Annotated in this window: 25 protein-coding genes; 7 read left to right on the forward strand and 18 right to left on the reverse strand. The window is 47.2% G+C overall.

All coding sequences use genetic code 11. The features are described 5' to 3' along the window. Nucleotides 1–125: 125 nt before the first annotated feature. From O0S09_RS01775 to aepY, 3 genes are read right to left on the reverse strand one after another with little or no spacing between them, the layout of a single operon-like run. Complete coding sequence (locus tag O0S09_RS01775; RefSeq protein ID WP_268922179.1) at nucleotides 126–1,253, reverse strand: phosphonoacetaldehyde reductase; 1,128 nt, start codon at nucleotides 1,251–1,253, stop codon at nucleotides 126–128. Between the two features lie 7 nt (nucleotides 1,254–1,260). Then, nucleotides 1,261–3,288 carry a phosphoenolpyruvate mutase gene (aepX, locus tag O0S09_RS01780; protein ID WP_268922180.1) on the reverse strand — a complete coding sequence of 676 codons (2,028 nt, stop codon included), beginning with the start codon at nucleotides 3,286–3,288 and terminating at the stop codon, nucleotides 1,261–1,263. After that, entirely contained in the window at nucleotides 3,289–4,422 is a 1,134-nt protein-coding gene (gene aepY / locus O0S09_RS01785; protein WP_268922181.1) for a phosphonopyruvate decarboxylase, read from the reverse strand. Nucleotides 4,423–4,650: 228 nt separating this feature from the next. On the opposite strand from aepY, the gene O0S09_RS01790 reads away from it, so the two are divergent. After that, nucleotides 4,651–5,301: a class I SAM-dependent methyltransferase gene (locus tag O0S09_RS01790; protein WP_268922184.1), complete on the forward strand. Its 651-nt coding sequence runs from the start codon at nucleotides 4,651–4,653 to the stop codon at nucleotides 5,299–5,301. A 378-nt stretch (nucleotides 5,302–5,679) separates the two neighbouring features. On the opposite strand, the gene O0S09_RS01795 is transcribed toward O0S09_RS01790, so the two are convergent. Continuing rightward, nucleotides 5,680–6,321, reverse strand: a complete 642-nt coding sequence (locus O0S09_RS01795; protein WP_268922185.1) for a hypothetical protein — start codon at nucleotides 6,319–6,321, stop codon at nucleotides 5,680–5,682. Between the two features lie 98 nt (nucleotides 6,322–6,419). Between O0S09_RS01795 and O0S09_RS01800 the strand changes: the two genes are divergently transcribed. After that, the gene (locus tag O0S09_RS01800) at nucleotides 6,420–7,319 is read left to right on the forward strand and encodes a LicD family protein (RefSeq protein WP_268922186.1); all 900 of its coding nucleotides are present in this window, start codon (nucleotides 6,420–6,422) and stop codon (nucleotides 7,317–7,319) included. 76 nt (nucleotides 7,320–7,395) lie between these two features. Beyond that, nucleotides 7,396–8,400, forward strand: a complete 1,005-nt coding sequence (locus tag O0S09_RS01805) for a glycosyltransferase family 2 protein (RefSeq protein WP_268922187.1) — start codon at nucleotides 7,396–7,398, stop codon at nucleotides 8,398–8,400. Between the two features lie 68 nt (nucleotides 8,401–8,468). On the opposite strand, the gene O0S09_RS01810 is transcribed toward O0S09_RS01805, so the two are convergent. After that, a complete protein-coding gene (locus tag O0S09_RS01810; RefSeq protein WP_268922188.1) occupies nucleotides 8,469–9,614 on the reverse strand; it encodes a glycosyltransferase family 4 protein in 1,146 nt (381 codons plus the stop codon). A gap of 96 nt (nucleotides 9,615–9,710) precedes the next feature. On the opposite strand from O0S09_RS01810, the gene O0S09_RS01815 reads away from it, so the two are divergent. Next, on the forward strand, nucleotides 9,711–11,078 hold the full coding sequence (locus tag O0S09_RS01815; RefSeq protein WP_268922189.1) for a mannose-1-phosphate guanylyltransferase/mannose-6-phosphate isomerase: 1,368 nt from the start codon (nucleotides 9,711–9,713) through the stop codon (nucleotides 11,076–11,078). Here the strand turns inward: O0S09_RS01815 and O0S09_RS01820 are convergent. From O0S09_RS01820 to O0S09_RS01855, 8 genes are all read right to left on the reverse strand, one after another. Beyond that, nucleotides 11,054–12,004, reverse strand: a complete 951-nt coding sequence (locus O0S09_RS01820) for a GDP-L-fucose synthase family protein (protein ID WP_268922190.1) — start codon at nucleotides 12,002–12,004, stop codon at nucleotides 11,054–11,056. The genes O0S09_RS01815 and O0S09_RS01820 overlap by 25 nt on opposite strands. A 23-nt stretch (nucleotides 12,005–12,027) precedes the next feature. Next, nucleotides 12,028–13,083 (reverse strand): GDP-mannose 4,6-dehydratase, encoded by a 1,056-nt coding sequence (gmd, locus tag O0S09_RS01825; protein WP_268922191.1) that lies wholly within the window; start codon nucleotides 13,081–13,083, stop codon nucleotides 12,028–12,030. Nucleotides 13,084–13,117: 34 nt separating this feature from the next. Beyond that, nucleotides 13,118–14,338, reverse strand: coding sequence for a glycosyltransferase family 4 protein (locus O0S09_RS01830; RefSeq protein WP_268922193.1), 1,221 nt, complete (start codon nucleotides 14,336–14,338; stop codon nucleotides 13,118–13,120). Between the two features lie 40 nt (nucleotides 14,339–14,378). Further along, a complete protein-coding gene (locus O0S09_RS01835) occupies nucleotides 14,379–15,134 on the reverse strand; it encodes a nitrilase-related carbon-nitrogen hydrolase (RefSeq protein WP_268922194.1) in 756 nt (251 codons plus the stop codon). 98 nt (nucleotides 15,135–15,232) lie between these two features. Next, nucleotides 15,233–17,143, reverse strand: a complete 1,911-nt coding sequence (locus O0S09_RS01840; protein ID WP_268922195.1) for a beta-CASP ribonuclease aCPSF1 — start codon at nucleotides 17,141–17,143, stop codon at nucleotides 15,233–15,235. A 28-nt stretch (nucleotides 17,144–17,171) separates the two neighbouring features. Beyond that, on the reverse strand, nucleotides 17,172–17,819 hold the full coding sequence (gene psmB / locus O0S09_RS01845; RefSeq protein ID WP_268922196.1) for an archaeal proteasome endopeptidase complex subunit beta: 648 nt from the start codon (nucleotides 17,817–17,819) through the stop codon (nucleotides 17,172–17,174). Between the two features lie 335 nt (nucleotides 17,820–18,154). Then, nucleotides 18,155–19,435: a hemolysin family protein gene (locus tag O0S09_RS01850; protein ID WP_268922197.1), complete on the reverse strand. Its 1,281-nt coding sequence runs from the start codon at nucleotides 19,433–19,435 to the stop codon at nucleotides 18,155–18,157. 98 nt (nucleotides 19,436–19,533) lie between these two features. Continuing rightward, complete coding sequence (locus tag O0S09_RS01855; protein ID WP_268922198.1) at nucleotides 19,534–20,382, reverse strand: sugar phosphate isomerase/epimerase family protein; 849 nt, start codon at nucleotides 20,380–20,382, stop codon at nucleotides 19,534–19,536. 21 nt (nucleotides 20,383–20,403) lie between these two features. Between O0S09_RS01855 and xseA the strand changes: the two genes are divergently transcribed. Further along, on the forward strand, nucleotides 20,404–21,816 hold the full coding sequence (gene xseA, locus O0S09_RS01860) for an exodeoxyribonuclease VII large subunit (protein ID WP_268922199.1): 1,413 nt from the start codon (nucleotides 20,404–20,406) through the stop codon (nucleotides 21,814–21,816). Beyond that, the gene (xseB, locus tag O0S09_RS01865) at nucleotides 21,800–22,000 is read left to right on the forward strand and encodes an exodeoxyribonuclease VII small subunit (RefSeq protein WP_268922201.1); all 201 of its coding nucleotides are present in this window, start codon (nucleotides 21,800–21,802) and stop codon (nucleotides 21,998–22,000) included. Before xseA ends, xseB begins: the two co-directional genes overlap by 17 nt. Here the strand turns inward: xseB and O0S09_RS01870 are convergent. Then, nucleotides 21,975–22,466: a DUF371 domain-containing protein gene (locus O0S09_RS01870; RefSeq protein WP_338148497.1), complete on the reverse strand. Its 492-nt coding sequence runs from the start codon at nucleotides 22,464–22,466 to the stop codon at nucleotides 21,975–21,977. The two genes, xseB and O0S09_RS01870, sit on opposite strands and share 26 nt — an antisense overlap. 128 nt (nucleotides 22,467–22,594) lie before the next feature. On the opposite strand from O0S09_RS01870, the gene O0S09_RS01875 reads away from it, so the two are divergent. Next, nucleotides 22,595–23,164, forward strand: a complete 570-nt coding sequence (locus O0S09_RS01875) for an HVO_0476 family zinc finger protein (RefSeq protein WP_268922202.1) — start codon at nucleotides 22,595–22,597, stop codon at nucleotides 23,162–23,164. A 34-nt stretch (nucleotides 23,165–23,198) separates the two neighbouring features. Here the strand turns inward: O0S09_RS01875 and O0S09_RS01880 are convergent, their stop codons facing one another. From O0S09_RS01880 to O0S09_RS01895, 4 genes are all read right to left on the reverse strand, one after another. Then, nucleotides 23,199–23,645 (reverse strand): ACT domain-containing protein, encoded by a 447-nt coding sequence (locus O0S09_RS01880; RefSeq protein WP_268922203.1) that lies wholly within the window; start codon nucleotides 23,643–23,645, stop codon nucleotides 23,199–23,201. 128 nt (nucleotides 23,646–23,773) lie between these two features. Then, nucleotides 23,774–24,211 (reverse strand): acetolactate synthase, encoded by a 438-nt coding sequence (locus O0S09_RS01885; RefSeq protein WP_268922205.1) that lies wholly within the window; start codon nucleotides 24,209–24,211, stop codon nucleotides 23,774–23,776. Continuing rightward, entirely contained in the window at nucleotides 24,212–25,513 is a 1,302-nt protein-coding gene (locus tag O0S09_RS01890; protein WP_268922206.1) for a phenylacetate--CoA ligase family protein, read from the reverse strand. A gap of 2 nt (nucleotides 25,514–25,515) precedes the next feature. After that, complete coding sequence (locus tag O0S09_RS01895) at nucleotides 25,516–26,802, reverse strand: phenylacetate--CoA ligase family protein (RefSeq protein WP_268922207.1); 1,287 nt, start codon at nucleotides 26,800–26,802, stop codon at nucleotides 25,516–25,518. Between the last annotated feature and the right edge of the window lie 135 nt (nucleotides 26,803–26,937).

A 26,937-nucleotide genomic window follows, 5' to 3' on the forward strand; every position in this document is an offset into this window, starting at 1 on the left:
TCTGCTGAAGCAGCTGCATTATCCGGAAACTATCATCCGGGAAGTATTGGGAGGAATCATGAGGAATGGGTAGAAGATACCAGAGAAGTAAAAATCCCCAAATAAAAAATGAGATAAAAGAAGAGTTAATTTAATAAAGAGAACAGAACCTTATAAATATCATCCTTACCTAATGCAACAGGATTATTATCCATTCTTCCACTGCTAAAGGATGCGGCAACAATTCCATCTATATCATCTTTCTGAATTCCATAGAATCCCAATGATAATGTTACGTAGGGATCACATGTGTTCTTCAGCCACATCTCAAGACCACTATACTCTTCAAAAAGGCAGAATAACTCATCATCATTGGGAAAATGTCCCTTGTTGACGATGCTCACCCCATTCAGTGTAAGGGCAGCCGCGATTCCATGTGGAACACCATACAACTGCGTCAGAGGATAGGAAATTGCATGGCAAGCAGTGGTTCGGGTTTGGGAAAATGCCAATCCAGCAAGAACAGAAGCCCGACACATTTTCTCACGGTAAAGGAGATTGGATGGATATTGGATTGTTTTTTTGAGATTTTCCAGAATGATCTCTATTGATCGGCAGGCAATTTCCTGAACAAGAGGTGTCGTGTGCTTGGACCAATATGCTTCAACAGCATGACTTAATGCATCCAGACCTGTGGATAGTGTTATGATGGGGGGGAGACTCAGAGTAAATTCCGGAACAATCAAAGCGAGGCGCGGTTTTAATTCCGGAACATCAATGGAATATTTTCCCAGTTTATTTGCATCCCAGATGGTGGCCCATTGCGTAAGTTCCGAACCGGTACCAGCCGTTGTTGGAACAGCAATAATATCAATACAGGAACCAGCAACATAGGATTTATTCCGAATGCATGCAGAAATCTCATCCAGCGTGTAGGTGTTATTTTTTTCCGAATTTGAGAAAATACTAAGAGCCTTGGCAAGATCAATAGTACTACCTCCACCAATAGCAATCACTGTATCTATATACTGCCCCCCGATTATTCTAAGTACTTGCAAGATGTCATTCTGTGTCGGATTAGCGGGTACAGATTTCACCCATACATAGATATTTGACTGTTTTTCCAGTGAGTTTCGGAAAGTTTTCAGACCCCATCGCATGTCGGCACTCTCGCTCAGAAGCAAGACGACATTCTCTCCAGTCCGGGATAGAAGAAGATCTTCTGCAGTAGATTTATCGGAAAATACAATTTCAGTATTACAAAATGAGTTCATACACTGATCACCGTGTCTCATCATCGAATATGTTTGATGGTATCAGGGTTAGTATTTCGGAAATCGGCATACACACATCATCAGCTTCTTTTGCACGATGATGAGTAAGAATTGTTTTTGCAACGTTTTCCATGACTGGAATCCCACTTCGAGTTAGCTGATTGGCATAAATCACAATATTTACTCCGTGTACCGAGAATTCTTCTTCGGTTACGGTGTTGAAAGATGTGGGAACAACCACTAATGGTGTTGTTGCATCTTTTTCCCGAAAGATGTCACAGAAGGTAAAAATTTCCGTAGGATCTTTTTTTCGGGAATGGATCATGATTCCATCTGCACCAGCAGCAACATAGGCAAATGCACGTATAAGAGCATCATTCATTCCCTTTTCTAAGATCAGACTTTCAATTCTGGCGATCAGCATGAACTCTTTTGTTTTGAGAGCACGTTTTCCAGCAGCTATTTTTGCGGAAAAATTTTCAATGGTATCCTGAGTCTGATCTACATCAGTTCCAAACAGGGAGTTCTTTTTTAGCCCGATTTTGTCCTCAATAATAACTGCAGAAACACCTACACGCTCCATTGTACGGATATTATACGTAAAGTGTTCAATCAGTCCACCGGTATCTCCGTCCAAGATAATCGGTTTTGTGGTTACCTCCATGATATCATCAATGGTTCTCATGCGTGAGGAGATATCAACGAGTTCAATATCTGGTTTTCCTTTCGTGGTGGAGTCGCACAAGCTGGACACCCACATTCCATCGAACTGGTATGCTTTTCCATCCTGAAGTACGGTGGTATTTTCTGCGATCAAACCAGTGATTCCGCTGTGGGCTTCAATAACCGTTACAGTTTTTTTCATACCAAGAAGTTTTCTCAGTCTTCCACGTCGCGCCTCAGGAACAGCAAGCTGATCTCGCACCCGATTTTCAAGAAGGGCATAAGATCTGTCAATAGAGTAGGGATATTCGATTAATTCCCCACCATATTCCTGAAGAACTACGATAACTTCATCACGAATGGGTCTTTGAAATCCCGTTCTCCATTCATCGCCATGAACAACGTAATCCGGATGTAAATTTCTGAGATTTTCTGCATAACTCAAGGTGTTCTGCGGAATTACTTCAATAACCCCCTTGATGTTTTGAATGATTTTTTTTCTATCATCGAATGAAAGGATGGGAAAGCGTTTGAAACTGGCAATGACCTCATCAGTAAGAATGCCAATGGTCAAACGCCCTAATTTTGCTGCTTTATTGATGATATTGATATGGCCTCCGTGGATTACATCAGTACTGAAACACATGTATACGGACTTTTTTGCAAGATCGGCAACACGATTACTGACAACCGCAAGATCGCCACTAGTATCAATTTCACTGCAGAGAAGATTTTTGATATCAAGCGGATAAAGAATACATTTGTCTGAGATCTCGTTGAATGCATTCTCTGCATAACATCCGGTATTACCTGCCTCACAGTATTCCGAGATTTTTGTGAGCCATAGTTCCCATTCGGATTGGTGTAGTTTGTAAAGAGGTTGCGCAGCAAGTGCGTGATCAAAAAACTCAATGCCGATCTTTCGTATCTGGTTATCTTTTACGACAGCCTTGAAATCCTTTTCCGGAAGTTCGGCAGTGGAGCTCACTATCATACAACTTCCAGGGAACTCAAGCAGGTCATCCAGCACTATGTTTTCGAATACCAGATCCCCATGCATCAGAATAATGTCGTCATGGAGGTGATCTTTTGCGGAGTAAAGGGAGTAAATATAGTTTGTTTGATCATAAACAGGATTTTTTATGAAGGTGATCTGTAACGGCAGGTTCAGAGAGTGACAATACTCCATCAAAACGGTGTCAAACAGGCCTGTCGTGATTACGACGTCTGAAATACCAGCGTTTACTAATTGATTTAGTTGTCGGCCCAGTATTGTTTCTTGGGGAGACAATTCGGTCATACACTTAGGATGATCTTTGGTGAGGACTCCCATTCGTCTGCCCATTCCGGAATTGAGTATAACTGCTTTCATTTATCTCAGCCCCGCAAGATACTGCATGAAGTTTTCTTTATTTTGGTGCGGGGTCAGTGTTGGGCGTCCCAGAGTCGGACGAGAGCCAATTTTTGCATTTATTTCGATGAATGTCAGTTCCCAGGTGGTTTTGACGGCTGCAAGAACATGGATCAGTTCTTCACGGGTATCTACGGAGCACACATTTTTGTAACCGCAGCCTTTGGCAATTGCAGGAAGATCAATGTTGGCTGAAACGGTTGGCATCCCCCCGACCGACTCATGAGCTGCATTATTTACCACGACATGGATCAGATTTTTTGGGTTTTGGGAACCAATAATTGCCATTGATCCCATGTGCATGAGAACAGCCCCATCCCCGTCAATACACCATACCCGGGTTGCCGGCTTGTTCAAAGCAATTCCCAAAGCAATAGAGGAGCTGTGACCCATAGATCCTACTGTCAGAAAGTCAGATTTGTGTGATGCTTTGACAGTTTCCCGTATTTCAAACAGTTCTCGGGAAGTCTTTCCGGTTGTTGAGATGATAACGTCGTCTCCGGAGACATTGGTGATCTCTTTGATAATGTCTTCCCGCAAGAGGGAGTTGGAGTTCTGATACATTACGGGTTGATCATAGGTGAGAGCACCTTTTTTGATGACAAAGGCAACACTATTCCCTTTCGATAATGTTTCTGAGAATTTTTCGGCAATCTGCTGCAGTATTTCCGGATTTGTATCTTTGTCGATTACCAGATAAGGGATTTGCAGGGTATCAAGAATCTCCAGGGTAATTTTTCCCTGAAAACTATGCTGCGGTTCGTCATGCACATCCGGCTCACCTCTCCATCCAATGATAAATAGGCAGGGGATACCATAGACCTCCGGATGAAGGAGCGAGGTTACCGGGTTGATGATGTTTCCTTCTCCGCTGTTCTGCAGATAGACACAGGGTGTTTTCCCTGTGGCAAGGTGGTAGCCAGCCGCGAGGGCAACGGCATTTCCTTCGTTTGCAGGGATGATGTGGGTTGAAGAGATACCATGGGTGTTTACCAGATAATTGCAAAGAGATGATAGCTGGGAATCCGGGATACCAGTGAAAGAAGATATTTGGAGGGTGTCACGGAGACATTGAATGAATAGCTGTATTTTCATTTGAGATCCTATTAGAGTAGGACATAATGGGGTGTTTGTACGGGTGATTTTTTTTACAAAATTTCAGAGATCAATGTTATTTTTATCATATCCGCCACATCTTCTCCCGAATAGGATATAATGACATATCTCTGAAAAGATAATTATTACAAGGTTCTTGGAAAAGAAAAGAGGAAGAAGATATATCTTAGGCAAACAAAATATAACCCTACTCTAAGAGGATATAAGATGGATAAAACATACTGGATAGACTACTATAAAAATAATGAGCCCCCTAAGGAACCATCGTTGTTTGCACAGGTTGTATTATCATATATTTTAAAAAGGAGGGGCAATTCACCAGTAACCCCATCTCTCCTTGAATTAGGATGTGGAAATGGAAGAGACAGCATTTATTTTGCCCAAAACGGGATTGATGTGACTGCAATTGATCAAGTTGATGAGATTTGCCGTCTTCGAAATAGGTTTAAATCATGCAAAAATCTGAATTTTATTCGAGAAGATTTTACAGATTTTCCGGGATATTTGTCGGAAAAATATGATTTTATTTATAGCAGGTTCACTCTCCATTCAATTCGTGAAGACGAAGCAAACACCCTTTTGAAAAATGTACATGATAACCTTAAAACCGGAGGGGAATTATTCATTGAGGCCCGAAGCGTAAATGATGATATTTTTGGAAAAGGAATGCCTGTTAAGGGAGAGAGAAATGCTTTCATTTACAATGATCATTACCGCAGGTTTATAGATGGTGATGAACTGGTAGAAACCTTATCGAGAATTGGGTTTAACATAATTTATACTGAGGAAAGCAAAAATTTTGCACCTTATAGGAATGAAAGACCTTCGGTCATTCGAGTGGAAGCCACAATACTGTAAATGTTTAACTAAAATTTAAATAGAACTTGCGCAATGTGTGCCGTGCCAAAATTATTTGAATTCATGCCGATACCTTCTGTCGTCCATCGGATGTTTCTCATTCCTATTCTCCTTATTTATCCTCAATATCCGATAAGCACCTTGTCCGGTGTTTCTATGACACCCCAGTCCAAACTCTGATGAAGCCTGACGGTGTTGTACCAGATTAGCATTTAGTCAAGGCTTGCGAACTCCGCGCGAAATTGTTTGTAAATCTGGAACCATCTCTCCACCTTTCCATTACTTTTCGGATGATTATATTTGCAGAGAATGTCTTTTAGTCCTCTTTATCTACAATATTCTTCAAATGCATGATTTGCTTCTCCATAACAGTCCCATCTATTTGCATAAAATTGCGAACCATGATCCGTAATGACCTCCTCTATCTTTCCATAGGGAAGATATGACTGACACGCCTGTTCCACGGCTGAAATTGAATTTTGCGTGGTTGCAGGCATCAAACTCTTTCCCAGCGAGAATCATTCTTCTTGCATCATCCAACACGACACAAACCTGTTTCCCGTTGAATTTACTGACATGCCAGTCCATATGGACAGCTTCAAGGCTGAATTCATGTTCATAGCGAACCCAGGGACGATGACGAATACCTTTTTTCGGGTCGGGATGAGTCATACTTTCCTCCAGAAGAATACGATGAATTGCACGGTTACCAATGGAAAATCCTTTGATTTCCCGAAGATATTTCCCCAATTCCTTAGTACCAATACGAAGAGTCGCTTTGGCAGAAAGGATCTTCAAACGAATGGAGGGACTGACGACGGCAGCAGGCAGGCCACGCTTCAGCGGGATAGGATACACACCATTCGTACGGTAGTACTTCACCAGCTGATACACGCGGCTCGCAGTAATGCCGTGAAGATCACCAACCAGCGTCGCAGGAAGGGATAAATCCACAATCATTTTAATGATTTGTGCGATTTCTTCACCAGAAAGGGATACGTCTCTCTTGTTTTTTATCACGTCTTAAAGATTTGTAAAATTTATTCGATGCAACACACCATAGGAGATGAATAAAATCCATAAATATTAAAAGGACACACAGATGAATAATAAGTAGGATGGAAGATGCCATATTTTATGAGAACGCTACAGGAACTCGAATCTCCACAGAACGGAAACTACAACTTGTGGAATTGATAATTTTACTTGAAGTCAAACGAATTTGTGAAAAACATCAAGTGAAATATTTTTTAGTTGCGGGAACACTTCTGGGTGCGGTAAGGCACCAAGGCTTTATTCCTTGGGACGATGACATCGACATAGGCATGACAAGAAGTGAATACAACAAATTTATCACAATCTGCGAAAAAGAATTAAAACCTCCATTTAAGATGATATCAGGGACAAACGATCAAAACTATATAATGCCATTTATAAAAATAATGATGGAGGGAACAACTTATGTAAGCAAAAGCCTAGAGTCAGCCCCCATACACCTAGGCATATGGATTGATATATTCCCTCTCGACAATGTACCCAATGGTCGAGGATTGTGTACACAAATACATAAATATCTCTTAAAATACCTCATTGATTCATGCTATGTTAGATATGGATATGGGATACCTAACACCAGACTTCGTAAGATATATCGATTTGTCATGACGTTACCTCTTCATTTCATGAGTGATCATACGTTATTACGCTGGCGAGACAAAGAGTTAGAAAAATATAATAATATTGAGACCAAAAGGAAGTATCTTACAGGATCACCCTATAAATACGAAAAAAGCTTGATTTCCTCCTCAAATTTAGAAAAACTGGAGACACTAAGATTTGAAGGAGAGATATTTCCAGTTCCCAATAACTATACGCAGATATTGAAATTAGTCTATGGAGATTATATGACACCACCTCCAGAGTCAAAACGAATTGGACACATTCCTGTAAAGATAGATTTAGGAAAGTATGAAATTACAGAAAATATTCAAAAAATGTTTCAAAATTACCAGAGATGACACACATATAGAGAATAATGGTACTTACTCATGCAATGAATAACAATAGCACCAATAAAAAGAAATAACATACACGATGTATCAAATGAAAAGAGGAATCCCAATGCAAATATCCGTCATAGTCCCACTCAAAAATAAAGCACAAGAAATCAACAGATGCATAGATTCAATACTGGCACAGACCATAACAAATTTTGAATTAATTATAGTCGATGGAAACTCCACAGATGGAAGTTTGGAAATCGTTGAGACTTATCAGGACCAACGAATACAGATAATTAACCAACAATCCAAAGGAGCAGCAGCAGGAAGGAATGAAGGAATCCGTGCTGCACAAGGAGAATTGATCGCATTTTTAGATGCAGATGACGAATATTTGCCAGAATTTCTTGATATCATCTTACACTTGGTAGAACGTTTCCCCACTGCAGGCATGTATGGCACGAGAGGATATAGTGTCGCAAATGGAGTTATCATAGATCCACAGACGGAAGATAATATAGAAAATCCAGATAATCTCATTTTAGATTACTTTGAAGCAGTATCTCACGGTGAATTATATAGTATGTCCGGAGTTGTAATCCGCAAATCAGTATTTGATGAGATAGGAATGTTCAACGAATCATTGATTTGGTATGAAGATGTAGAGATGTTTGGGAGAATTGGTTATTCATACCCTGTTGCTCGTTCACTACGGTACGGCTTTGTGTATCACCGAACCGCATCAAATAAAATTACAGACTCGATCCCAATATTGCCAGAAGAACATCCCCTGATAACATTTCTTCAGCAACAACATCCAGAAGAAATTTCCCAAAGAAGAGACGCGCAATATATTCCACCCTACATTGAATCACTGCATCTCAAATTTGCGGGATCTCAAATTCTATCGAATAATATCACTGGTGCACGTAATAGCTTATCTTATGTGAAAAATCCACATTTCAGAGGGAAAAAATACTTCCTCTATGTCTGTAGCATAATGCCAGCCCCCCTCTTACGGTATCTTAGATCTCGAACAGGCCTAAGATATAAGATGTACGATACTTACAAAAAAACACATACGCGAAGGAGGAATTAAAACACCTCAATTGATTTAATAGATGAAATCACAAAAATTTGCTTGTTGAAAACCACACTATATAAAAATTAGTGGGAGCATACTAAATTATATACCCTCATCGTCTCCTCGGCACATTTTTTCCAGGAAAATTTCTCTAATTGTAAATATCCCTTCTTTCTCATCTGTTCACGCAACTTATCATCATCGATCATCCGGCAAACAGCCTCCCGCATAGACCCTGCATCTTTTGGATCAAAATACATCGCAGCATCACCACCAATTTCTGGGAGGCAACTTGTTCCACTACAAATAACAGGACAACCACAGGAAAACGCTTCAAGTACAGGCAATCCAAATCCTTCATTAACAGAAGGAAATACAAATGCCAATGCATTCTGGTACAAAGAAATTAGTTTCTGATCACTAACTGTTTCCTGATGAACTGAGGTGAGGAGACCAAGAGTTTCCAAGAACTGAATTTCCGCTCTGCGGAACGGACCACCTCCCGCACAAATCAGTCGACACTCACCAGACTGAAGCACAGAACGAATTGCCAAAACAAAATGATAAAAATTTTTGTGAGGTGAACGCGACCCAACATAAAGAAGATAAGGGATAGAGATTGGAGAGGGTAAATCACTCTCTTTTTTGGGGGGAATGGCATATTTCTCAAAAAGAGAGCCTAGATAAACCACATCAATCATATCCGAATCAATATCATAATATTTCACAAAATCAGATTTGGTAGCGTAAGAATCCGCAATAAAACGGGCTGCATTTTTTACAATCTCCTCAGTATTAGATCTCATCTTTGTAGAAAGCGGAAAATACTCCGGAAATTTTTCATACGTCAGATCATGAATTGTCAAAACATAGGGCTTCTTTCCAATATACTGTAAGAAATAGGGTTCAAGACGTGTTGGATGAAAGATATCGAAATCCTGATTTCGTAATAACTGCACTGTTTTTCGTTCAGCTCCATCCAGTAGCCTTGACGGATTCTGATGAAAGAGTCGCTGGGATGCAGACACGATGCTATCACGAATTGGCCATGTAATATTTGGAGAACAAATATTCAGGTTTCGATAGTCCTGATTGATCGTCCAAAATGATGGAATGATTGGATCAATTTGAGGATCATTTCGATACTGTAATATTAACTCAGAGAAATACCGCGGAATTCCTGAAAATCTACCAATTCGAAATGCCTGATGATCATATAATACCCTCATATTTTATCTAACCAACCCATATCCCAGAAGGGATATACCAACTACATAGAATCCCAAAACTCATTATACTTCCGTCACATATGCAAATAAAGAAATATGTACACAATAATTCTTGCCGGCGGCTCCGGAACCCGCTTATTTCCCCTGAGCCGAACCACATACCCAAAGCAGTTCATCCCATTACTTGGTAATGAATCCCTGTTCCAAAAATCGGTTAAACGTGCATTACTCCACTCCAAACCCGAAGAGATTTACATTGTCACAAATGAGGAACACAAATATCTGGTAGAAGATCAACTGAATCAGATTGACACAGAATGCAACATCCTCTTAGAACCGTGCGGAAAAAATACCCTCCCCGCAATCACCTATGCAGTCACACAAATCCGGAAAACAAACCAGACTGCACCAATACTTGTCCTCCCATCCGATCAACTGGTTGACGATGGAGAAAACTACAAAAATGCAGTTCATACTGCGGAGCTCCTCACCAAAGAACATCTGCTGATCGCATTCGGAATCATACCAACATCACCCCACACGGGATACGGGTACATCCTACCCGGAACCCCACAGGGAAATGGATACAAAATAGGAAAATTTGTGGAAAAACCAGATCTTCCAACAGCTGAAAAATATCTCAGAGAAGGGTATCTCTGGAACTCAGGAATGTACTGTTTCTCAGCAGATACCTTCATGAATGAACTCCACAAATATGCACCAGAGATAGCAGAAGCATTTACTCACCCTGTTCCGGAAGCATATGAAAAAACACCAAAGATTTCCATCGATTATGGCCTCATGGAAAAAACAAAAAAATCCGCAGTAGTTTCATTGAAAGCAACATGGAGCGACATGGGAAGTTTTGACGCATTATACGCAGTACAGGAGAAAGATAGTCAAGGAAACGTTGTCAAAGGCGAATACCTCACCCCGGACGGACAAAACAATCTCATAATCTCAGATCGTCTTGTTGCAACGATCGGTCTGTCAGACATCGCAGTTATTGACACCACAGATGCCCTGCTTGTATGCCCGAAAAACCAATCCCAGCATGTCGGAGAAATAACATCCCTCCTCAAAAATGCAGGAGACGAACGGGCAGACTTACATACCACTGTCCACCGGCCATGGGGACAATATACAATACTGCTAAAAGGAAACACGTACCTGATCAAACGCCTTACCATCCATCCGGGCAGCCGTCTGTCCCTGCAGTATCATTACCACAGAAGCGAACACTGGGTAGTTGTAAGCGGAACAGCAGAGGTTACCAATGATAACAACACCTTCTTCGTACGAACGGGAGAAAGTACCTTCATACCTGCAGGAATTAAGCACCGCTTATCAAACCCAGGATTAATCCCGTTGGAAGTAATTGAAGTACAAAACGGAGAGGTACTTACTGAATCTGATATCGTCAGGATTGATGATGACTATCAGAGAGATAATGAAAAATACTGAGAAGTATACCATTCAATCGTCTTTTTTAACCCCTCAGTTAATGGAGTTTGAGCTCGAAAACCAAATGATCTCTCTGCTTGGCTTACATCACAACATCGTCTCATCTGCCCCTCCGGTTTTGAGGTATCCCACACAACAGTACCATCGTATTCTGTAATTGAAACAATAATATCAACCAGTTCACGCATGGTTGTCTCTTGTCCGGAACCAATATTGACCGGCTCAGATGAGTTATACCGCTCAGCTGCAAGAACAAATGCCTCTGCCGCATCTTCGACGTACAAAAACTCCCGCGATGCATTTCCCGTACCCCACATCTGAACCTCAGGAAGATCATTTTGTACCGCATCAACAAATTTTCGGATCAGGGATGCAGCAGAACGCGAACGGGTAGGATCAAATACATCCCCGGGACCATACATATTCGTCAAAAGAAGATGGACAGCATTAAAATTGTACTCCTTTCGATACGCCTGTGCCTGCACGAGCCCCATCTTTTTTGCAAGACAATATGGCGCATTGGATACATCCGGATAACCATCCCAGAACGATGACTCTTCCAATGGTATTTTAGCAGACTGAGGATATGCGCAAACAGTCCCTGCGGAGACAAATTTACTGACACCAGCCTGACGAGCAGCTTCCATTAACTGAAGTCCCATGATCGCATTGTCATAGTAGATACTCCCAGGATGTTCCAAATTATAGCCAAGACCACCATCACGTGCTGCAAGATGAATAACAACATCAATACCTTCCACCATATCTACACAATCATCCCATCGTCTTAAATCTGCATCCTTGCTGGAGGGAACACGAATAGATTCCAAAGGAACATCTCGTTTATGAAGCATCTTACAGACCCATCTCCCCAAAAATCCGCGTCCACCAGTAACTAATACCTGACTATCATCCCAAAATGACATAAATCCCACCTAAAAAATGAAAATTAATCTACAGCCCACCATCGATCAGGATAAATATGTGCAAGAATATCATCACCTTCACCAATTGGTTCCATTCCAATTGCACGCATATCCGAATCAATCATAATTTTCATCAACTCCTGGAAAGTCACGTTCGGTTTCCACCCCAACTGAGCTTCAGCTTTCCGTGTATCGGCAATTAAATCATCCACTTCAGCAGGTCGGAAAAATTTCTGATCAAATGTCACATATTTCTGCCAGTCCAAACCAACATAATCAAAAGCAATTTCAAGAAATTCGCGTACGGAATGACTCTCACCAGTACCAATAACATAATCGTCCGGTTTATCCTGTTGAAGCATCATCCACATAGCCTGAACATATTCCGGAGAATAACCCCAGTCACGTTTTGCATCCAGATTTCCCATCACTAAACCCCTCTGACGCCCAGCAAGAATTGAAGCAATACCTCTCGTTATTTTTCGGGTGACAAAATTTTCGCCACGACGGGGCGACTCATGATTAAAAAGGATACCACTGCAAGCAAACAGATTATAACTCTCACGATAATTTTGCGTCAGATAATGCGCATAAACTTTTGCACATGCATACGGGCTTCGCGGATGAAACGCAGTCATTTCATTTTGTGGAGGGCGTGTGGATCCAAACATTTCACTGCTGGATGCCTGATAATATTTTATCTCTTTATCACAATTTCGGATTGCCTCTAATATCCGCGTTGCACCAATACCCGTCACATCTCCCGTGTATGCGGGACAATCATAACTGACACGGACATGACTCTGGGCTGCGAGATTATAGACCTCATCGGGCTTCAGATTAAATATGATATTAGAGATCTGTTCTCCATCAGACAAATCACCAAGATGGAGATAAAGTGGCAAACCTTGTTCATCTATTTTTTGGAGAAGAGGATCAATACGAGAAGTATTCGAGGTAGAAGCACGACGAACAAGAGCGTGAACTGTGTACCCTTTGCTGAGAAGTAATTCTGCAAGGTATGAACCATCCTGACCAGTAATTCCAGTAATGAATGCAGTTTTATCTATACGGATCACCTAATATTTTTTATATCTTGATACTACTGGTTTATTAGGGTTTGCTTGAATAAGTAAATACTGAAACGGCCTTTTTGTATGCATCGAGAGTAATTCTGGCAACCGAATCCCAGCTATAGGTCATTTCAATATATTTTCGTCCATTCTCACCATACAACAGGCACAACTGCGGATTTTCAGCAAGCTTCAATATTGAACATGCGATATTTTTCAGAGATGGAGATTGAATAAGAATACCTCTATCATTTCCAATAAGTTCCGGGATAGCTCCAACAGGAGTGCCAATAACCGGTTTTCTATAGGTCATTGCATCCATGAGAGAGAGACAAAATCCTTCCTGATAGGAGGGTTGAATGTAAATATCACAATTTCGATAGTAACGATCCAGACATTCAGCCGAAACTTCTCCAGTTATTGTTAATTTTTCAGAAACATGAAGATAATCAGCACATTCTTGTATTTTATTGAGATAAACTGGAGATCGTATCGGACCAACAAAAGTAAAATGTACATAAGGAATTTTTTCCAAAATCGATGGGATCGATCGCACAATTTCTAACTGCCCTTTATGCTCAATTATACCGGCAACAGTAAGAACTTCAAGATGGTTCTGATCTTTTTTCGTGCTCTGATCTAAATATGGGAGAGAGACACCATACGAGATGACAGAAATGTCTGTTCCATCAGCCCCCGCATCAAGAAGACGTTCTTTCGTCCTATCACTACCACTTATAATCAAATTATAGCGGCCAAATCGTATAGTAAGTCTAGTCACTACTCGAATAAATTTAAAGAAAATATGCTTAATAACTCCATTTATCATTTCATTAGAAGATATATTTAGGGTATATTCTTCCGGCGGGACATTGTGCACAGTATACACAATCGGAACACTACCCACATCAGCAAATCTGAGTGCAAGCGGTACAAAATTTCCGGTAGAGATGTTTATAACATCTGGCTGAAGCTGCGCAATATATTTTGGGAACTCCTTCCTGATGCTCCAAAGGAAGAAAAAGTCATCTTTGTACTTTCCCCTCGTGGGAATACGGTGCAAAGTATAATTTAGATGAGAATCATGCTCTGCAACATCATCAGTGACCGGAGCATCACCACCCGCAGTAATCAGATGCACATCCTTCCCTAATGCAGAAAGAGCAGTACAAAGATAATGCGTATGGGTTGGAGTACCCCCCTTTACCGGATAATAATGGGCACTGATAATAAGGATAGTATTGATATTGGCATCAGACATCGATTATTCATTACTATCTCTCAGTTCACAGAATATAACCTCACCTCATCCCCCACTTCTCCCGCCACTCCTGCACCCCCTCCGCATCCACCTCCCAGGAACACCCGTCTGCAAACACCCCTGCATCCGCCACCACACGTCCCTCATAATCGCACACCATCCCGCGCCCCGAATAATCCACCCCTTCTTTCGCATCATACCCAAGACACCCCGCACCCGCAACAAACCCCCGGTTCTCCAAAGCCCGCGCGCGCAGCAAAAGCTCCCAGTCCGCAACGCGCGCCGCAGGCCACGCTGCCTGCACCAGAACACACGCACAATCCTCATGCAGATACGCGCGGAACAACTCCGGAAACCGCAGATCAAAACAGACCGCGCACCCAAACTTCACCCCGCCGTATGAAAAACAGACAGGCTCCGTCCCGGCAGAGTAGCGCATATCCTCACCGCCCGGCGTAAACAGATGCATCTTCGCATACTCCGCAAGAACCTCACCGCGCGGGCCGGCAACCAGCATCACATTCTGCGGAAGCGCGCCCGGCACATCCCGCGCATACGAACCCGCAATCACAACACCAACCTCCCGCGCAAGCGAACACCACCGCTCCTTCACCTCCGCTCCGGACACAGTATCGCAGTCATCACCTGTAGGCCGCCAGCCGGTCGCATACTGCTCAGAAAACATCACCAGATCCGCATCATCCTCTGCGGCGCGCAAAACAGCATCATGAGCCCGCGCAAATGCAGTATCCGGATCATTCCACACCTGGGCAATCTGGGCGCAGTACACTCGCATACCTGACTCTTCGGGAGATGACAAAAAAAAGATTGTGATACAACGAACAGGTACTCAGTACAGCACACATCCCCGCCTGCTGCACCGATGAAAAAAAATTAGACCAGCCGGTAGGTCTCAAGATTCTGAGGCGACACCGTCTGGATATGATACTTCTTATAGATCGAACTTGCCAGATCAATCGTCTTCGACTCCTCACCGTGGATCGTAAACACCCGCTCCGGTTTCGGCTGGAGATACTGCACATAATTCATCAGCTGGCGGCGGTCTGCATGACCGGAGAAACCCTCCACCGTCTGCACCTCCATATTGATGATGATACTGCCCTTCTTGCCGACCGGCACCTCGCGCCATCCCTTCTGAATCCGGCGGCCGTACGTACCCTCTGCCTGATACCCGACAAAGATCAGCATATTCTTCTCCGACTCCGCAAGATTGCCGAGATACTCAATAACCGGACCGCCGTTCAACATACCGCTCGTTGAAATAATCACGCACGGATCCTCCGAGAAGATGACCTGCTGACGTTTGTCCTGCGAATCAACCTGCTCAAAGCACTCCGCAAGGAACGGATTATAATTGTCGCGGAAGATCAGATTCCGGAGATCATTGTTCAGATACTCCGGATACGCCGTGTGAAGGGCAGTTGCCTCCTTAATCATCCCGTCAAGATAGATCTTGCACTTCGGAATCCGCTGGTTCCGGAATCCCTCCTCAAGGGCCAGCATCAGCTCCTGCGACCTTCCGACCGCAAACGCCGGAATCAAAACCTTGCCGCCGCGTTCCAGCGTCGTGTTGATAACCTCATAGAGACGATCCTCCGCATCCTTTCTGGACGGGGAGAAGTCTTCGGAACCTCCGTAGGTACTCTCCATCATCAGCGCCTCAAGACGCGGGAACTGCGAGACCGCCGGGTTGAACAGCCGGCTCTTGCTGTAGAAGAAATCGCCGGTGAACGCAATATTGTAAAGACCGTTTCCTACATTGAAGTGCGCAATAGCCGAACCGAGAATATGTCCCGCATTGTGCAGCGTCAGCTTCAGATCAGGCGCAATGTCTGTCACATCACCGTAGCCGAGGGCAATCGTATGTTTCACAAACTCACGAATCTCGTTCGACGAATACGGCGGGACTTTGTCCTCCTTGTTATTCACATCAAGATAGTCCAGCTGCAGCATAGCTGCCGTGTCGCGGGTTGCCGGCGTTGTATATACCGGACCGTCATAACCGTAGCGGTACAGCAGCGGAATATATGCGGAGTGATCCAGATGGGCGTGCGTTAAAACGACTGCATCAAGCGACGTGAACGGATAGATCTCCGGCACATTCAGGAACGGCGACGACGCACTGCCGGTAGCTCCCGGCGACTCACCGCAGTCGATTAAGACCTTGCTCTCCGGAGTAGAGAGCAGGAATGCCGCCCGGCCCACCTGACGGCAGCAGCCGAGCGTCGTAAGCCGCAGCCACTGCTCCTTGTCACGTCCCGAGTACATCGAATCACGGTGAATGCGGCGTCCGCACTTGCGCAGGAACTCCTTACGCTCATCACGAGTCTCGCGCAGGAACTGACGCACCTGTTTGATCGTCACCGACGGAATCGGCGGAGTACGGACAACCTTCGGCGTCCAGCCGACCTTCATCGTAATATCGCGGAGTGTTGAACCGTTCTTGCCGATGACCACGCCCGGCTTCTCCGCCTCAATCAGGACCTCGCCGGTATCAGTATCGAAGAAAATATCCGTAATCCCCGCACTCTCCGGAACAACGCTCTTGATCATATCATACGCCTGTTCCGTATCGCCGAGAATATTCGGCCGCACCACAATCCTCTTGCGCAGATCGCGGGCAAGGGTACGGATCAGATCCTGCTCCTCGGCAAACCGTTTCGGATCATCGGTGTAGATCACCATCTCCGGGCCTTCATATTCAACATCGGTTACGGTAACGCCGCGGGGGACCTTCCGGTTTATAGTATCTTTCAGTTCTTTGAGTCTGTCTTCAACCTGCATAGAAATCGTTTCCAAAAAAGTATAAAAATCAGAGGGAGGCAGAAGAGGCCGGAAGCATCTCTGCTATTTTTGCCTCCGGGATGTACGCAAACTTATCCCGGGTTATCACCACTACATTGTATCCCTCGCCCGATGCCGAGTCACGCCGCATTGCCGCGCGAAGCGCCCGTACCGCGAGATCAACGGCTTCAGCTTCATTCATGTCCTGCCGGAACCGGTCCTCAAGAACACCATAGGCGGTCAGGGAGCCGGAACCGGTCGAGACAAAATCCTCCTCAAGCGTTGCGCCGCCGGCAGCATCCACCGAGTAGATGGACGGGCCGTTCATATCGACGCCTCCAACCAAGAGCTGAACGTAATAGGGAGAGAAACGGTTCTGGTTCAGGTAGTTGGACAGGATAGTCGCTGCCGCACCCACGCTGATCTCTTTTCCGCGGCGAATCTGGTAGAGATTACACTCAACATTGATGATTCTGACCAGCTGCTGGGCATCACCGACACCTCCGGCAATGGTCATGCCGATGCGATCCGTGATGCTGTGTACTTTCTTTGCCTTTTTGCTGGCGATGAGGGTGCCCATCGTGGCACGCCGTTCGGTCGCAAGGACAACACCGCCCTGGAAAACGATACCGACAGTGGTAGTTCCCGTTTTAACGTCCTGATATTCCTGTGACATGGAGACCTCGTACTTGGACACCTGTTCTGCTGTTCCCCAAAAGGGCTGCTATCTACAGGTAACGCTTGAGAATTTGTGAGTAAAGTCGCAAGGCACAGCCTTGCTCCGCTCCTCCCCCGGGAGTCACAGTTGCAAGGAAATGTCCTGTTCTGCTTCTCCCCTTCGGGGAATCGCAGTCGCACGGCAAAACTGTGAACCGCTCCTCCCTTCGGGAGTCGCGACCGCATGCATATTCTGCCGCGGCGAAAAGCGCTATTATGTTAATGTGCGCAGGATGAGATAAAGTTGCCGACCACGACACAGGAAAAAGGGAGAGGCAGGTAAAAACGCGGGGATTATTCCCCGCTGATGTCCTGGTTGTCTGCTTCCTGCTGGGGCAGAATCAGTTTCAGTTTGAGAATCTGGCGTCCCCGCATCTTTGTGACAACGATGGTAATGTACTGTTCTGCAATTGTCACCGACTCACCAAGCCGGGGGATATGCCCGAGCCGCGAAAAAACAAGACCACCGATAGTTTCATAGTTGCCCGGGTCTTCGGGCAGAGTGATCCCGAAGTGTTCGTTGAGCAGGGTAACACGCGCTTGGGCATCCACCATGTAAAGGCCCTCGCCGATCTCAATAATGTCGGCAACCTCGTCGGTGTCCGACTCATCCATGATGTCACCAACCAGCTCTTCAAGGATGTCCTCAAACGTTACCACGCCGGAGAACCCGCCGAACTCATCCAGAACAATTGCCATGTGCATACGACGCAGCTGTAGCTCGCGCAGAAGATCATCGATCTTCTTGGACTCCGGTACACAGTACACATCATACATCAGTGTCTTCACAAACGCACGGTGGTTTCCTGCGGTGTAGGCATTGAACAGATCTTTGATGTTCAGTGTTCCGACAATGTTGTCGATGTGGTCATGGTACACCGGCACCCGCGAGTACCCGGTGTCGCGGAAGTGGGCAACCGCATCCTCAAGGGAAGAGATGTCTTCAATCACCGCAACGTCCGGGCGCGGTGTCATGATCTCTTTTGCGGTGGTGTCGTTGAACCGGAGAACAGAGTAGATCATCTCCTTTTCGTCCTCTTCAATTGCCCCTTCCATCTCACCTACATCGATCCACTCGCGGATCTCCTCTTCGGTAACCGCCGGAACATCCGCCGCACCATGTTTGCCGATGCGCCGGAAACGGTCGTACACCCAGAAGAAGGGGGAAAGCACGAGCGTCATATAATAGATCGGAGTTGCAACAAACAGCGCGACTGCCTCGGTTCTGCGGGTCGCAAACGTCTTCGGCCCGATTTCACCAAATATTAACAGAAGCAGTGTCACGACACCCGTCGCAATGGCAACTCCCGCATCGCCGAAGATAACGAATGCAACCGCCGTTGCGATTGCCGAAGCGCCGACATTTGCGATGTTGTTCCCGATAAGGATCGTGATCAGAAAGTGATCCGGATTGTTCTTCAGTTTTTCAAGACGTTTGCCGGCAGCTCCTCCCTCCTCGGAAAGAACACGAACCTTCGCACGATTGATCCCGACGAGCGCGACCTCGGAAGCCGAGAAAAACGCGGAGAAGATCAGCAGGATCACAAAAATAACAATATTCGAGTATTCTATCATATATTCCACGCCGCAGGTGCGGCAGATCTATTCCGGTGTCCTGAACCCGTGATCATCGTCATGTGCAAATCTCCTTCTTAATATATGGATTATCGTCCTTAAATTGATCGGAGATCGGAAAACCATGCTGCCTCGGCGGCAAGTACGGCGGTTTTTTCCGAGTAGTCAAGACTCTTCCGGAAGTTGAGGTCTTCAAGTTCAAACGTCACCAGTCCCGCATACTTTGCTGCGGCAAGTTCTTGTTTGAGTTGCGCACCCGCGGGAGTTCCTGCAAGCGGCGTGTGCATCATCTCTGCGGTTCCAAGGCTCGCATGGATGTTGACCATGCGGTCCTGACAGTCGCGGAGAAATGCAAACGGATCATCCGGCAGTGCTGCCTGTGCATGCGCATAATCCCAGGTAAAGGAAAGCCACGCGTACTCATCCAGAACACCGCGCACCGAATCGGGCGTGACCAGCTGGGCATTTACTGCGGGCGGCATGTTTTCAATGGCGACCGTGACACCAGTCCCAAATGCGCATCGGGAGACCGCATCCAGATAGGCGGAGAGGCGCGCACGATCCAGCGGGCCGACCGGACGTTTCGCCGTCCGCTTTCCCGGATGGATCGTGACCACACCGCCGCCCAGCTGATCCAGCATCTCAATGGTTTTACCGGTATAGTCAGCCGAGAGTTTTGCAACACCCGGATTAAACGAACAGGGATTGAGATCAAAAACCGGCGCGTGCATAGCGACCGGGACAAGGCGCGGATACTGCGTCATCAGATCGCGCAGCACCAAAGGGTCTGCGCCCTGCATCCAGAACTCCGGTGTTTCCATCCAGAACTCGATATGATCCAGTCCCGCAGAATCCATCGCAGAAAATATTTCTGCGGGCTGATACTCGTGGAAAAACATACTGGAGGCGCCAAGCCGGATCATGGTGATCAGATAGGTTTCTTTCATCGAAATACCAACCTATGGGTAATGGCAGGGAAGGGACAGCAGATGCAGCTGACGTTTGGTGATGCAGAACCTGAGGAAGGGACGCCAAATGTCATCGCGCCGGTTCTGGAGAACTCGACGCTTGCGGCAGGCGACCCGCAGGCCGCAAACGAACCTGCGGTTCTGAGTGTATCGGATCTTGCGGAACGGATACGCGATGCTATTGATACGCCCCTTCTCACCAATGTCTGCGTGCAGGGAGAGATCACCGGATACCGCCCTCACTCTTCGGGACATATGTACTTCTCACTGTCCGAACACGGTGACGACAAGGCAACGATGCCCTGTGTTATGTGGAAGTACGCGGCAAAGACGGTGGCATTTCCGGTGAAGGACGGCGTGCTGGTCCGGGCAACCGGCTATGTGGATTTCTACCCGCCGTACGGGAAGATGCAGTTCGTGATTAAGAAACTTGAACCTGCGCTCACGGGAAAAACCGGTCTGTATCTTCAGAAGGAGGAGTGGAAAAAGCAGCTTACCGCAGAAGGGGTGATCCCGCGTGCGGAGTGCAACCGCCGGTCGCCGCCGGTGTTTCCTTCCTGCGTCGGAGTGGTGACGTCGCGGACCGGTTCTGTTCTGCAGGACATCCGCAATGTTATCACGCGCCGGTATCCGCTGCCCATTCTGCTTGCACACACAGCGGTGCAGGGTGACGGTGCGCATATCCAGATTGCCGCGGCCATCCGGTCTTTGCAGGGAAAGACGGATGTGATCATTGTTGCCCGGGGCGGCGGAAGTTTTGAGGATCTGTTCGAGTTTAACCATCCGGATGTGGTGCGGGCAATTGCCGCGTCCGCGGTACCGGTAATCAGCGCGGTAGGCCATGAAACGGATACGACACTTGCGGATTATGCAGCCGACCGCCGTGTGCCGACACCGTCGGCTGCGGCGGAGACGGTCGTGCCCGACCGGGCGGTTCTTCTGCATCAGCTCGAAGAGATGCGCAGAACGATCCGCGATACGATTGCCGGACGGTTTGCAGCGGAACGAAGTACGCTTGCGGAACTTGCCGAGCGGGTTGAACCTTCAAGGCTTTCGCGAAAACTGGACCAGATGCACCAGCAGACGGCGGACTTTGCAGAACGGATCACGTCCGCCCTCCTCCGGAGGGTTTCTGCCGAATGTGAGCTGTGCAGAACACTCGGGGAAACGGTTGCAAAGTCGGCACGGACCCGGATAGCAACCGCCCGGCTGGAACTTCTTGCCCAGAAAGAGATCATCCTCGGCAGAGATCCGTATAAACCGCTTGAACTCGGCTATGCCCTTGTATGGAAGGACAGGACGGTAGTCCGTTCGGCAAAAAATATCAGTACAGGTGACTGCCTGTCCCTCCGGCTTTCGGACGGAGAAGCAGTCACAGTTGTGGAGAACGTTACTTATGACAGAAACACCTGAAGTTCAGACATATGAATCGATGATCGCCGAGTTGAAGGCGATTGCAAAGCAGCTTGATGACCCGGAGACACCAATTGAGGAGGCAGTACGTCTGCATCAGCGGGGACTTGCACTGATCCACAGCTGCGAGGAGTTTTTACAGAAGGCTGAACTGACGATCACGGAAATTCAGCCCGAAGAGTAACGGTCATCTCCTCTTCGTTCTGTAACTTTTCGATCAGGTCGCGCGGAAGCTGCCGGGCGGTGTGATCACTGTAGATAGCAACTGTCCGGGGGCAGAGGAAGGTACTGCGCCGCCAGACGAGATCGGTTTCGTGCGTGAGTGTGATACCGGCGCATCCCTCAGACCGGACGATTGCGGTAACACCACCGCAGGAGAGTGTGGTTGTGAGAATAGTTCCGTCGCGGGAGAGGGCATCTCGGAATGCGGGAGAGAGATCAGCGGCGCCGCGGTCTGCATCGACCGCGATGATGCAGTCCCCGTTGGGAGACAGTTCGGTTTCTTTGGTGATCTCAAAGGTACTTTTGTGCAGTGCCCGGACGTTTTTATGACCGCGACAGTGAATGATTTCGGTGATCTCCATTGCTTTTGCTATGATCTGGTTGTGCCGGGACAAATAGATTTTCCCGGTTGGGATACTGCGCAGCATTCCGTACCGGAGAAACCCGTGAGGTTTGGGCGGTCCGTGGAAGATACACAAAGAAAGGTGCACCGCCCTGTATCAGGAGTACCTTAACTATCTGCAAACGCAACAAGTACACCATAATGGATACCGATATGATAATTCTTGACTGTCCCGTCTGCGGTGAGGAGACGGATTTTGAAATCCTCAAAGAACCGCCGGAGGCAGTCGTGCGCTGCACAGAATGCGGCCACACCATGCGGGTTACGCTGAAAGAACCAAAGATCTTTACCATCAAAACCATCGTCAGCTACGGCACCGAATCCCATACCGGAACCATTGAGCTTATGGAAGGAGATATCTGCTCTATTGGAGACTTTCTGGTGGCAGAGGTCGGTGACGAATCCTATGGCGTTGAGGTCATGTCCATTGAGCGTGACAACGCCCGCAGAGCCAAACTTCCGGCAGAAGAGATCGAAGTTCTCTGGACACGCCTTGTGGACAAAGTCATCATCCGCGCTTCCTTAAACAAAGGCGCGGTTACCATCCCGCTCTACGAACAGGTGCCGGGCGACAAAGTGTACACCGTCGATCACATCACTTCGGTCGGCGGAAAACAGTTCCGGATTACCCGCATCAAACTGCGAAAAGGCAACATCATCCAGCGAAAGGACAAGACCGCTCAGGCACACGAGATCAAACGCATCTACGGCGAGCGGTCATAATATCTTCACCCTTTTTGAAACAAAAATAAAAGAATCAGGTCCGCATCTCTGCCGCACGTACCAGAACAAGACCGGATGCAAGAATCTTTTCGACAGCCGTCTCCAGCGGAATATCGGTATTGGAAACATACACCACCAGCGTCGGAGTTGCGGCACTTCGTGACGCATAGGCATACTCAATATTCAGACCCGCAGCACCGAACGTTGCTGCAACTTCATAGAGGCCGCCCGGAACATCATCCATCCTCACTGCAAGGACATCCGTAAACTTCAGCAGATAATTTTTCTTTTCAAACGCCTGAAAGGCCGTATCCGGTTTGTCCACAACTGCCCGCACCACACCAAAGTTGTTCGCCTCCGCAATGCAGAACGCCGAAATGTTTACCCCGCTGTCCAAAAAGATCTTCGCGATCTCCGCCAGTGTTCCGGGTGTATTGGGAGCAAAGATCGAAAGCTGTTTGATACTATATTCACTGGTCATGACGAAGTCACTCCTACTGTCTATCTCCCACGGGAAAGCGTATTAAGTTTGTGATGATGAAGGCGTTGCCCGTAAAGTCCTGATACCCACGGTTCGCACGGCAGAACCATGCCCGTACAAAAAAGAAATTAGAAATTATAATCCGTCGCCGGAACAAGTTCAAGACCTGCAGCAAGAATCTTCTCTACCGCATCCCCGGGGTTTGACACCTTTACAATCAGCGTACCGAACGTCCCCGTACGGAACGCATACGCGTACTCAATGTTGATGCCGATACTGCCCAGAAGATTTGCCACATGGTACAGACCTCCCGGAACATCGTCCATCTTGATGCCCAGAACATCGGTGTACTGCAGTGCATAATCCTGTTTCGAAAATGCCTCGAATGCAATCTCCGGCTTATCCACAATCGCCCGCACCACACCGAAACTGTTTGCCTCGGCAATACTGAACGCATGGATATTGACCTTGCTCTCCTCGAACACTTTTGCAATTGCTGCAAGCCGTCCGGATTTATTTTCCGAAAATATCGAAAGCTGTTTGATGAAATATTTGTTTCGCGTCATTTAGAACACCCGGTGATCCACAACACGTTTTGCTTTCCCCTCAAAACGCGGAAGGGAGTTTGGCGGGCACAGCTCAACCTTTGCGGATACATTCAGCGCATCGCGCAGTGTCCGCTCCACCCGTGACTGCAGACCGATCAGACCATTGATGCTGTCCGTCATCGCATCCGGCTTGAGCTCCACCTTCACCAGCATATCATCCAGCGGGCCCGTGCGGGTAATCTCCAGCATAAAGTGGCTCGTCAGCTCCGGCACGCGGAGAAGTGCGTGTTCCACCGCCGACGGGAACACATTGATGCCGCGGATAACCAGCATGTCATCAACCCGTCCCTGCAGACGGTCAATGCGCGGAGACGTTCTGCCGCATGGACAGTCTCCCTCAAGAATTGAGGTAATGTCACCGATACGGTAACGAATCATCGGAATTGCCTCTTTCTTCAGAATCGTCATCGTCAGCTCACCTTTCTCTCCCGGAGGAAGCACCTCGCCGGTCTCGGGATCCAGAATCTCCGTATAGGCAATATCACCGCAGATGTGCATACCGTTCAGCTCACCGCAGTCAGTAAACATCGGGCCCGAAATTTCAGACGTTCCGAAGATGTTGTGGGCCGTGACCCCGGACTGGTCATGGATGTACTGCCGCATTGCCGCAGACCACGGTTCGGCACCAAGAATGGCAGTCCGGAGTTTGGTATCCTTCGCAATATCAACGCCCATCTTCTTCGCCACATCAATTAAGTGGATGAAGTAGGAAGGCGTACAGGCAATCGCCGTTGTTTCCAGATCCTGAATCAGTTCAATCTGCCGCTCGGAGTTTCCCGTGGATGCCGGGATCACTGTTGCGCCCAGCTTCTCACCACCGTAGTGCAGACCAAGACCGCCGGTAAACAGACCGTACCCGTAGGCGACCTGCAGTACATCGCCGCGGCCGAGACCGCAGGACGCAAGGGATCGTGCAACCGCCTCGGCCCACAGTTCCACATCATTTTTCGTGTAGGCAACGACCGTCGGTTTGCCGGTTGTCCCCGAAGAGACATGATAGCGGACAAGATCCTCCTTTGGACAACAGACAAGTTTGTCCGGATAATTGTCGCGGAGATCCGTCTTCTTCATCGTCGGAAGTTTTGCAATGTCTGCAATGGATTTGATGTCGGACGGAAGCACGCCTGCCGCCTTCATCTTGTCGTGATAAAAGACGGAGCCTGCATAGAGACGTTCAACAAGGACCTTCAGTTCCTGGTACTGCAGTTTTTCCAACTCTGCTTTGGGAAGCGTTTCAATTTTTTCGTTATAGTATGCCATAATCAGATCGTCCTCCGGTCCACAACCCGCTTTGCCTTGCCCTCGAACCGCGGAAGGGATCCCGGTTCGACAAGCTGAACATTGGCGCGAAGGGTAAGAGTTTCATGCAGCGCTTTGCCGATTTTATTCTGGAGTCTGGCGAGATCACTCAGCTCACCGCTGAAGAGGTGCTTGTTGATCTCCACATCAATCGTCATCTCATCCAGATGGTTCACGCGGTCAATGTACACCATAAACTGGTCGCCGACCTCGGGAATATTTTTGAGCACATGCTCAATCTGGGACGGGAACACATTGATGCCGCGCACGGTCAGCATATCATCGCTTCTGCCGAACAGCCGTGCAATCTTCTGACCGCGGCCGCAGGGACAGTCATCCTCCATGAGCATCGTAATGTCTCCCGTACGGTACCGGAGAAGCGGCATTGCCTCTTTGACAAGAGGCGTTACCACCATCTCGCCTTTCTCGCCGGGACCGAGTGTCTCACCGGTCTTCGGGTCAATGATCTCCACAATGTAGCAGTCGTGCCAGATGTGCAGACCATTCTGTTCAGGACACTCAAATGCAACGCCCGGACCGAACAGCTCGCTCATACCGTAGCTGTCATAGGCTTTGATGTTGAGACGGTTTTCCAAGTCGCGGCGCATGTTCTCGGACCATGCCTCAGCACCGAACACCCCGACTCTGAGCGAATCAAGGTTTGCGTGCATGTCTTCGGCAACCTCGGTAAGATGCATGGCGTAGCTTGGGGTGCAGTGAATCGCGTTTACGCCGAAGTCCTGAATCATCTCAATCTGCCGCTTGGTATTGCCGACACCTGCCGGAACAACGGAACAGCCGATCTTTTCCGCACCGTAATGGAAACCGAGACCGCCGGTAAACAGCGAATAGTTTGAGGCGTTCTGGAAAATGTCACCCTCATGAAGTCCGACCATCGTCAGATTGCGGGCGATTAATTCCGACCAGCTGTTCAGATCATTTTTGGTGTAGGCAACAACCGTCGGTTTGCCGGTTGTGCCCGACGTTGTGTGAATCCGGTTGATCCGGTTCATCGGAACCGCGAGGAACCCGAACGGATATCCGCCGCGAAGATCGGATTTCTTGGTAAAAGGAATCTTTGACAGATCATCGAGTGTTTTGATATCTTCCGGGCGGATGCCCGCCTCGGCAAACATCTTCTGATAGAAACCGATATTCTGCGTTCGTGCAACAGTCTCCTTCAGCCGCTTCAGCTGAAGTTCCTGCAGTTCTTTTCCACGCAGGGTCTCCATTTTTTCATTCCAAAACATAAGGCAGTCCTTACAAATCCTGTGCCGTCAGGCCCCGCGAGACTCCATGACACTGTGTGTCGTGCCAGGGCTTAGCATCCCATTATGTATGTTTTTCGTAAACATAAGGATTATCATAAGCCGGCAGGGGCAATT

The organism is Methanocorpusculum vombati, assembly GCF_026891935.1.
Taxonomy (GTDB): Archaea; Halobacteriota; Methanomicrobia; order Methanomicrobiales; family Methanocorpusculaceae; genus Methanocorpusculum; species Methanocorpusculum vombati.

Coding starts and splice junctions, on each gene's coding strand:
- O0S09_RS01870 (WP_338148497.1), bottom strand. CDS start 22,466: ATGCTGCGCAGTATCCCAACCGGGAAAATCTATTTGTCCCGGCACAAC.
- O0S09_RS01775 (WP_268922179.1), bottom strand. CDS start 1,253: ATGAACTCATTTTGTAATACTGAAATTGTATTTTCCGATAAATCTACT.
- xseA (WP_268922199.1), top strand. CDS start 20,404: ATGGCAGGGAAGGGACAGCAGATGCAGCTGACGTTTGGTGATGCAGAA.
- O0S09_RS01815 (WP_268922189.1), top strand. CDS start 9,711: ATGTACACAATAATTCTTGCCGGCGGCTCCGGAACCCGCTTATTTCCC.
- O0S09_RS01850 (WP_268922197.1), bottom strand. CDS start 19,435: ATGATAGAATACTCGAATATTGTTATTTTTGTGATCCTGCTGATCTTC.
- xseB (WP_268922201.1), top strand. CDS start 21,800: ATGACAGAAACACCTGAAGTTCAGACATATGAATCGATGATCGCCGAG.
- aepY (WP_268922181.1), bottom strand. CDS start 4,422: ATGAAAATACAGCTATTCATTCAATGTCTCCGTGACACCCTCCAAATA.
- O0S09_RS01805 (WP_268922187.1), top strand. CDS start 7,396: ATGTATCAAATGAAAAGAGGAATCCCAATGCAAATATCCGTCATAGTC.
- O0S09_RS01800 (WP_268922186.1), top strand. CDS start 6,420: ATGGAAGATGCCATATTTTATGAGAACGCTACAGGAACTCGAATCTCC.
- O0S09_RS01885 (WP_268922205.1), bottom strand. CDS start 24,211: ATGACGCGAAACAAATATTTCATCAAACAGCTTTCGATATTTTCGGAA.
- O0S09_RS01790 (WP_268922184.1), top strand. CDS start 4,651: ATGGATAAAACATACTGGATAGACTACTATAAAAATAATGAGCCCCCT.
- O0S09_RS01820 (WP_268922190.1), bottom strand. CDS start 12,004: ATGTCATTTTGGGATGATAGTCAGGTATTAGTTACTGGTGGACGCGGA.
- O0S09_RS01830 (WP_268922193.1), bottom strand. CDS start 14,338: ATGTCTGATGCCAATATCAATACTATCCTTATTATCAGTGCCCATTAT.
- O0S09_RS01890 (WP_268922206.1), bottom strand. CDS start 25,513: ATGGCATACTATAACGAAAAAATTGAAACGCTTCCCAAAGCAGAGTTG.
- O0S09_RS01840 (WP_268922195.1), bottom strand. CDS start 17,143: ATGCAGGTTGAAGACAGACTCAAAGAACTGAAAGATACTATAAACCGG.
- O0S09_RS01895 (WP_268922207.1), bottom strand. CDS start 26,802: ATGTTTTGGAATGAAAAAATGGAGACCCTGCGTGGAAAAGAACTGCAG.
- O0S09_RS01875 (WP_268922202.1), top strand. CDS start 22,595: ATGATAATTCTTGACTGTCCCGTCTGCGGTGAGGAGACGGATTTTGAA.
- O0S09_RS01880 (WP_268922203.1), bottom strand. CDS start 23,645: ATGACCAGTGAATATAGTATCAAACAGCTTTCGATCTTTGCTCCCAAT.
- O0S09_RS01855 (WP_268922198.1), bottom strand. CDS start 20,382: ATGAAAGAAACCTATCTGATCACCATGATCCGGCTTGGCGCCTCCAGT.
- O0S09_RS01835 (WP_268922194.1), bottom strand. CDS start 15,134: ATGCGAGTGTACTGCGCCCAGATTGCCCAGGTGTGGAATGATCCGGAT.
- aepX (WP_268922180.1), bottom strand. CDS start 3,288: ATGAAAGCAGTTATACTCAATTCCGGAATGGGCAGACGAATGGGAGTC.
- O0S09_RS01810 (WP_268922188.1), bottom strand. CDS start 9,614: ATGAGGGTATTATATGATCATCAGGCATTTCGAATTGGTAGATTTTCA.
- psmB (WP_268922196.1), bottom strand. CDS start 17,819: ATGTCACAGGAATATCAGGACGTTAAAACGGGAACTACCACTGTCGGT.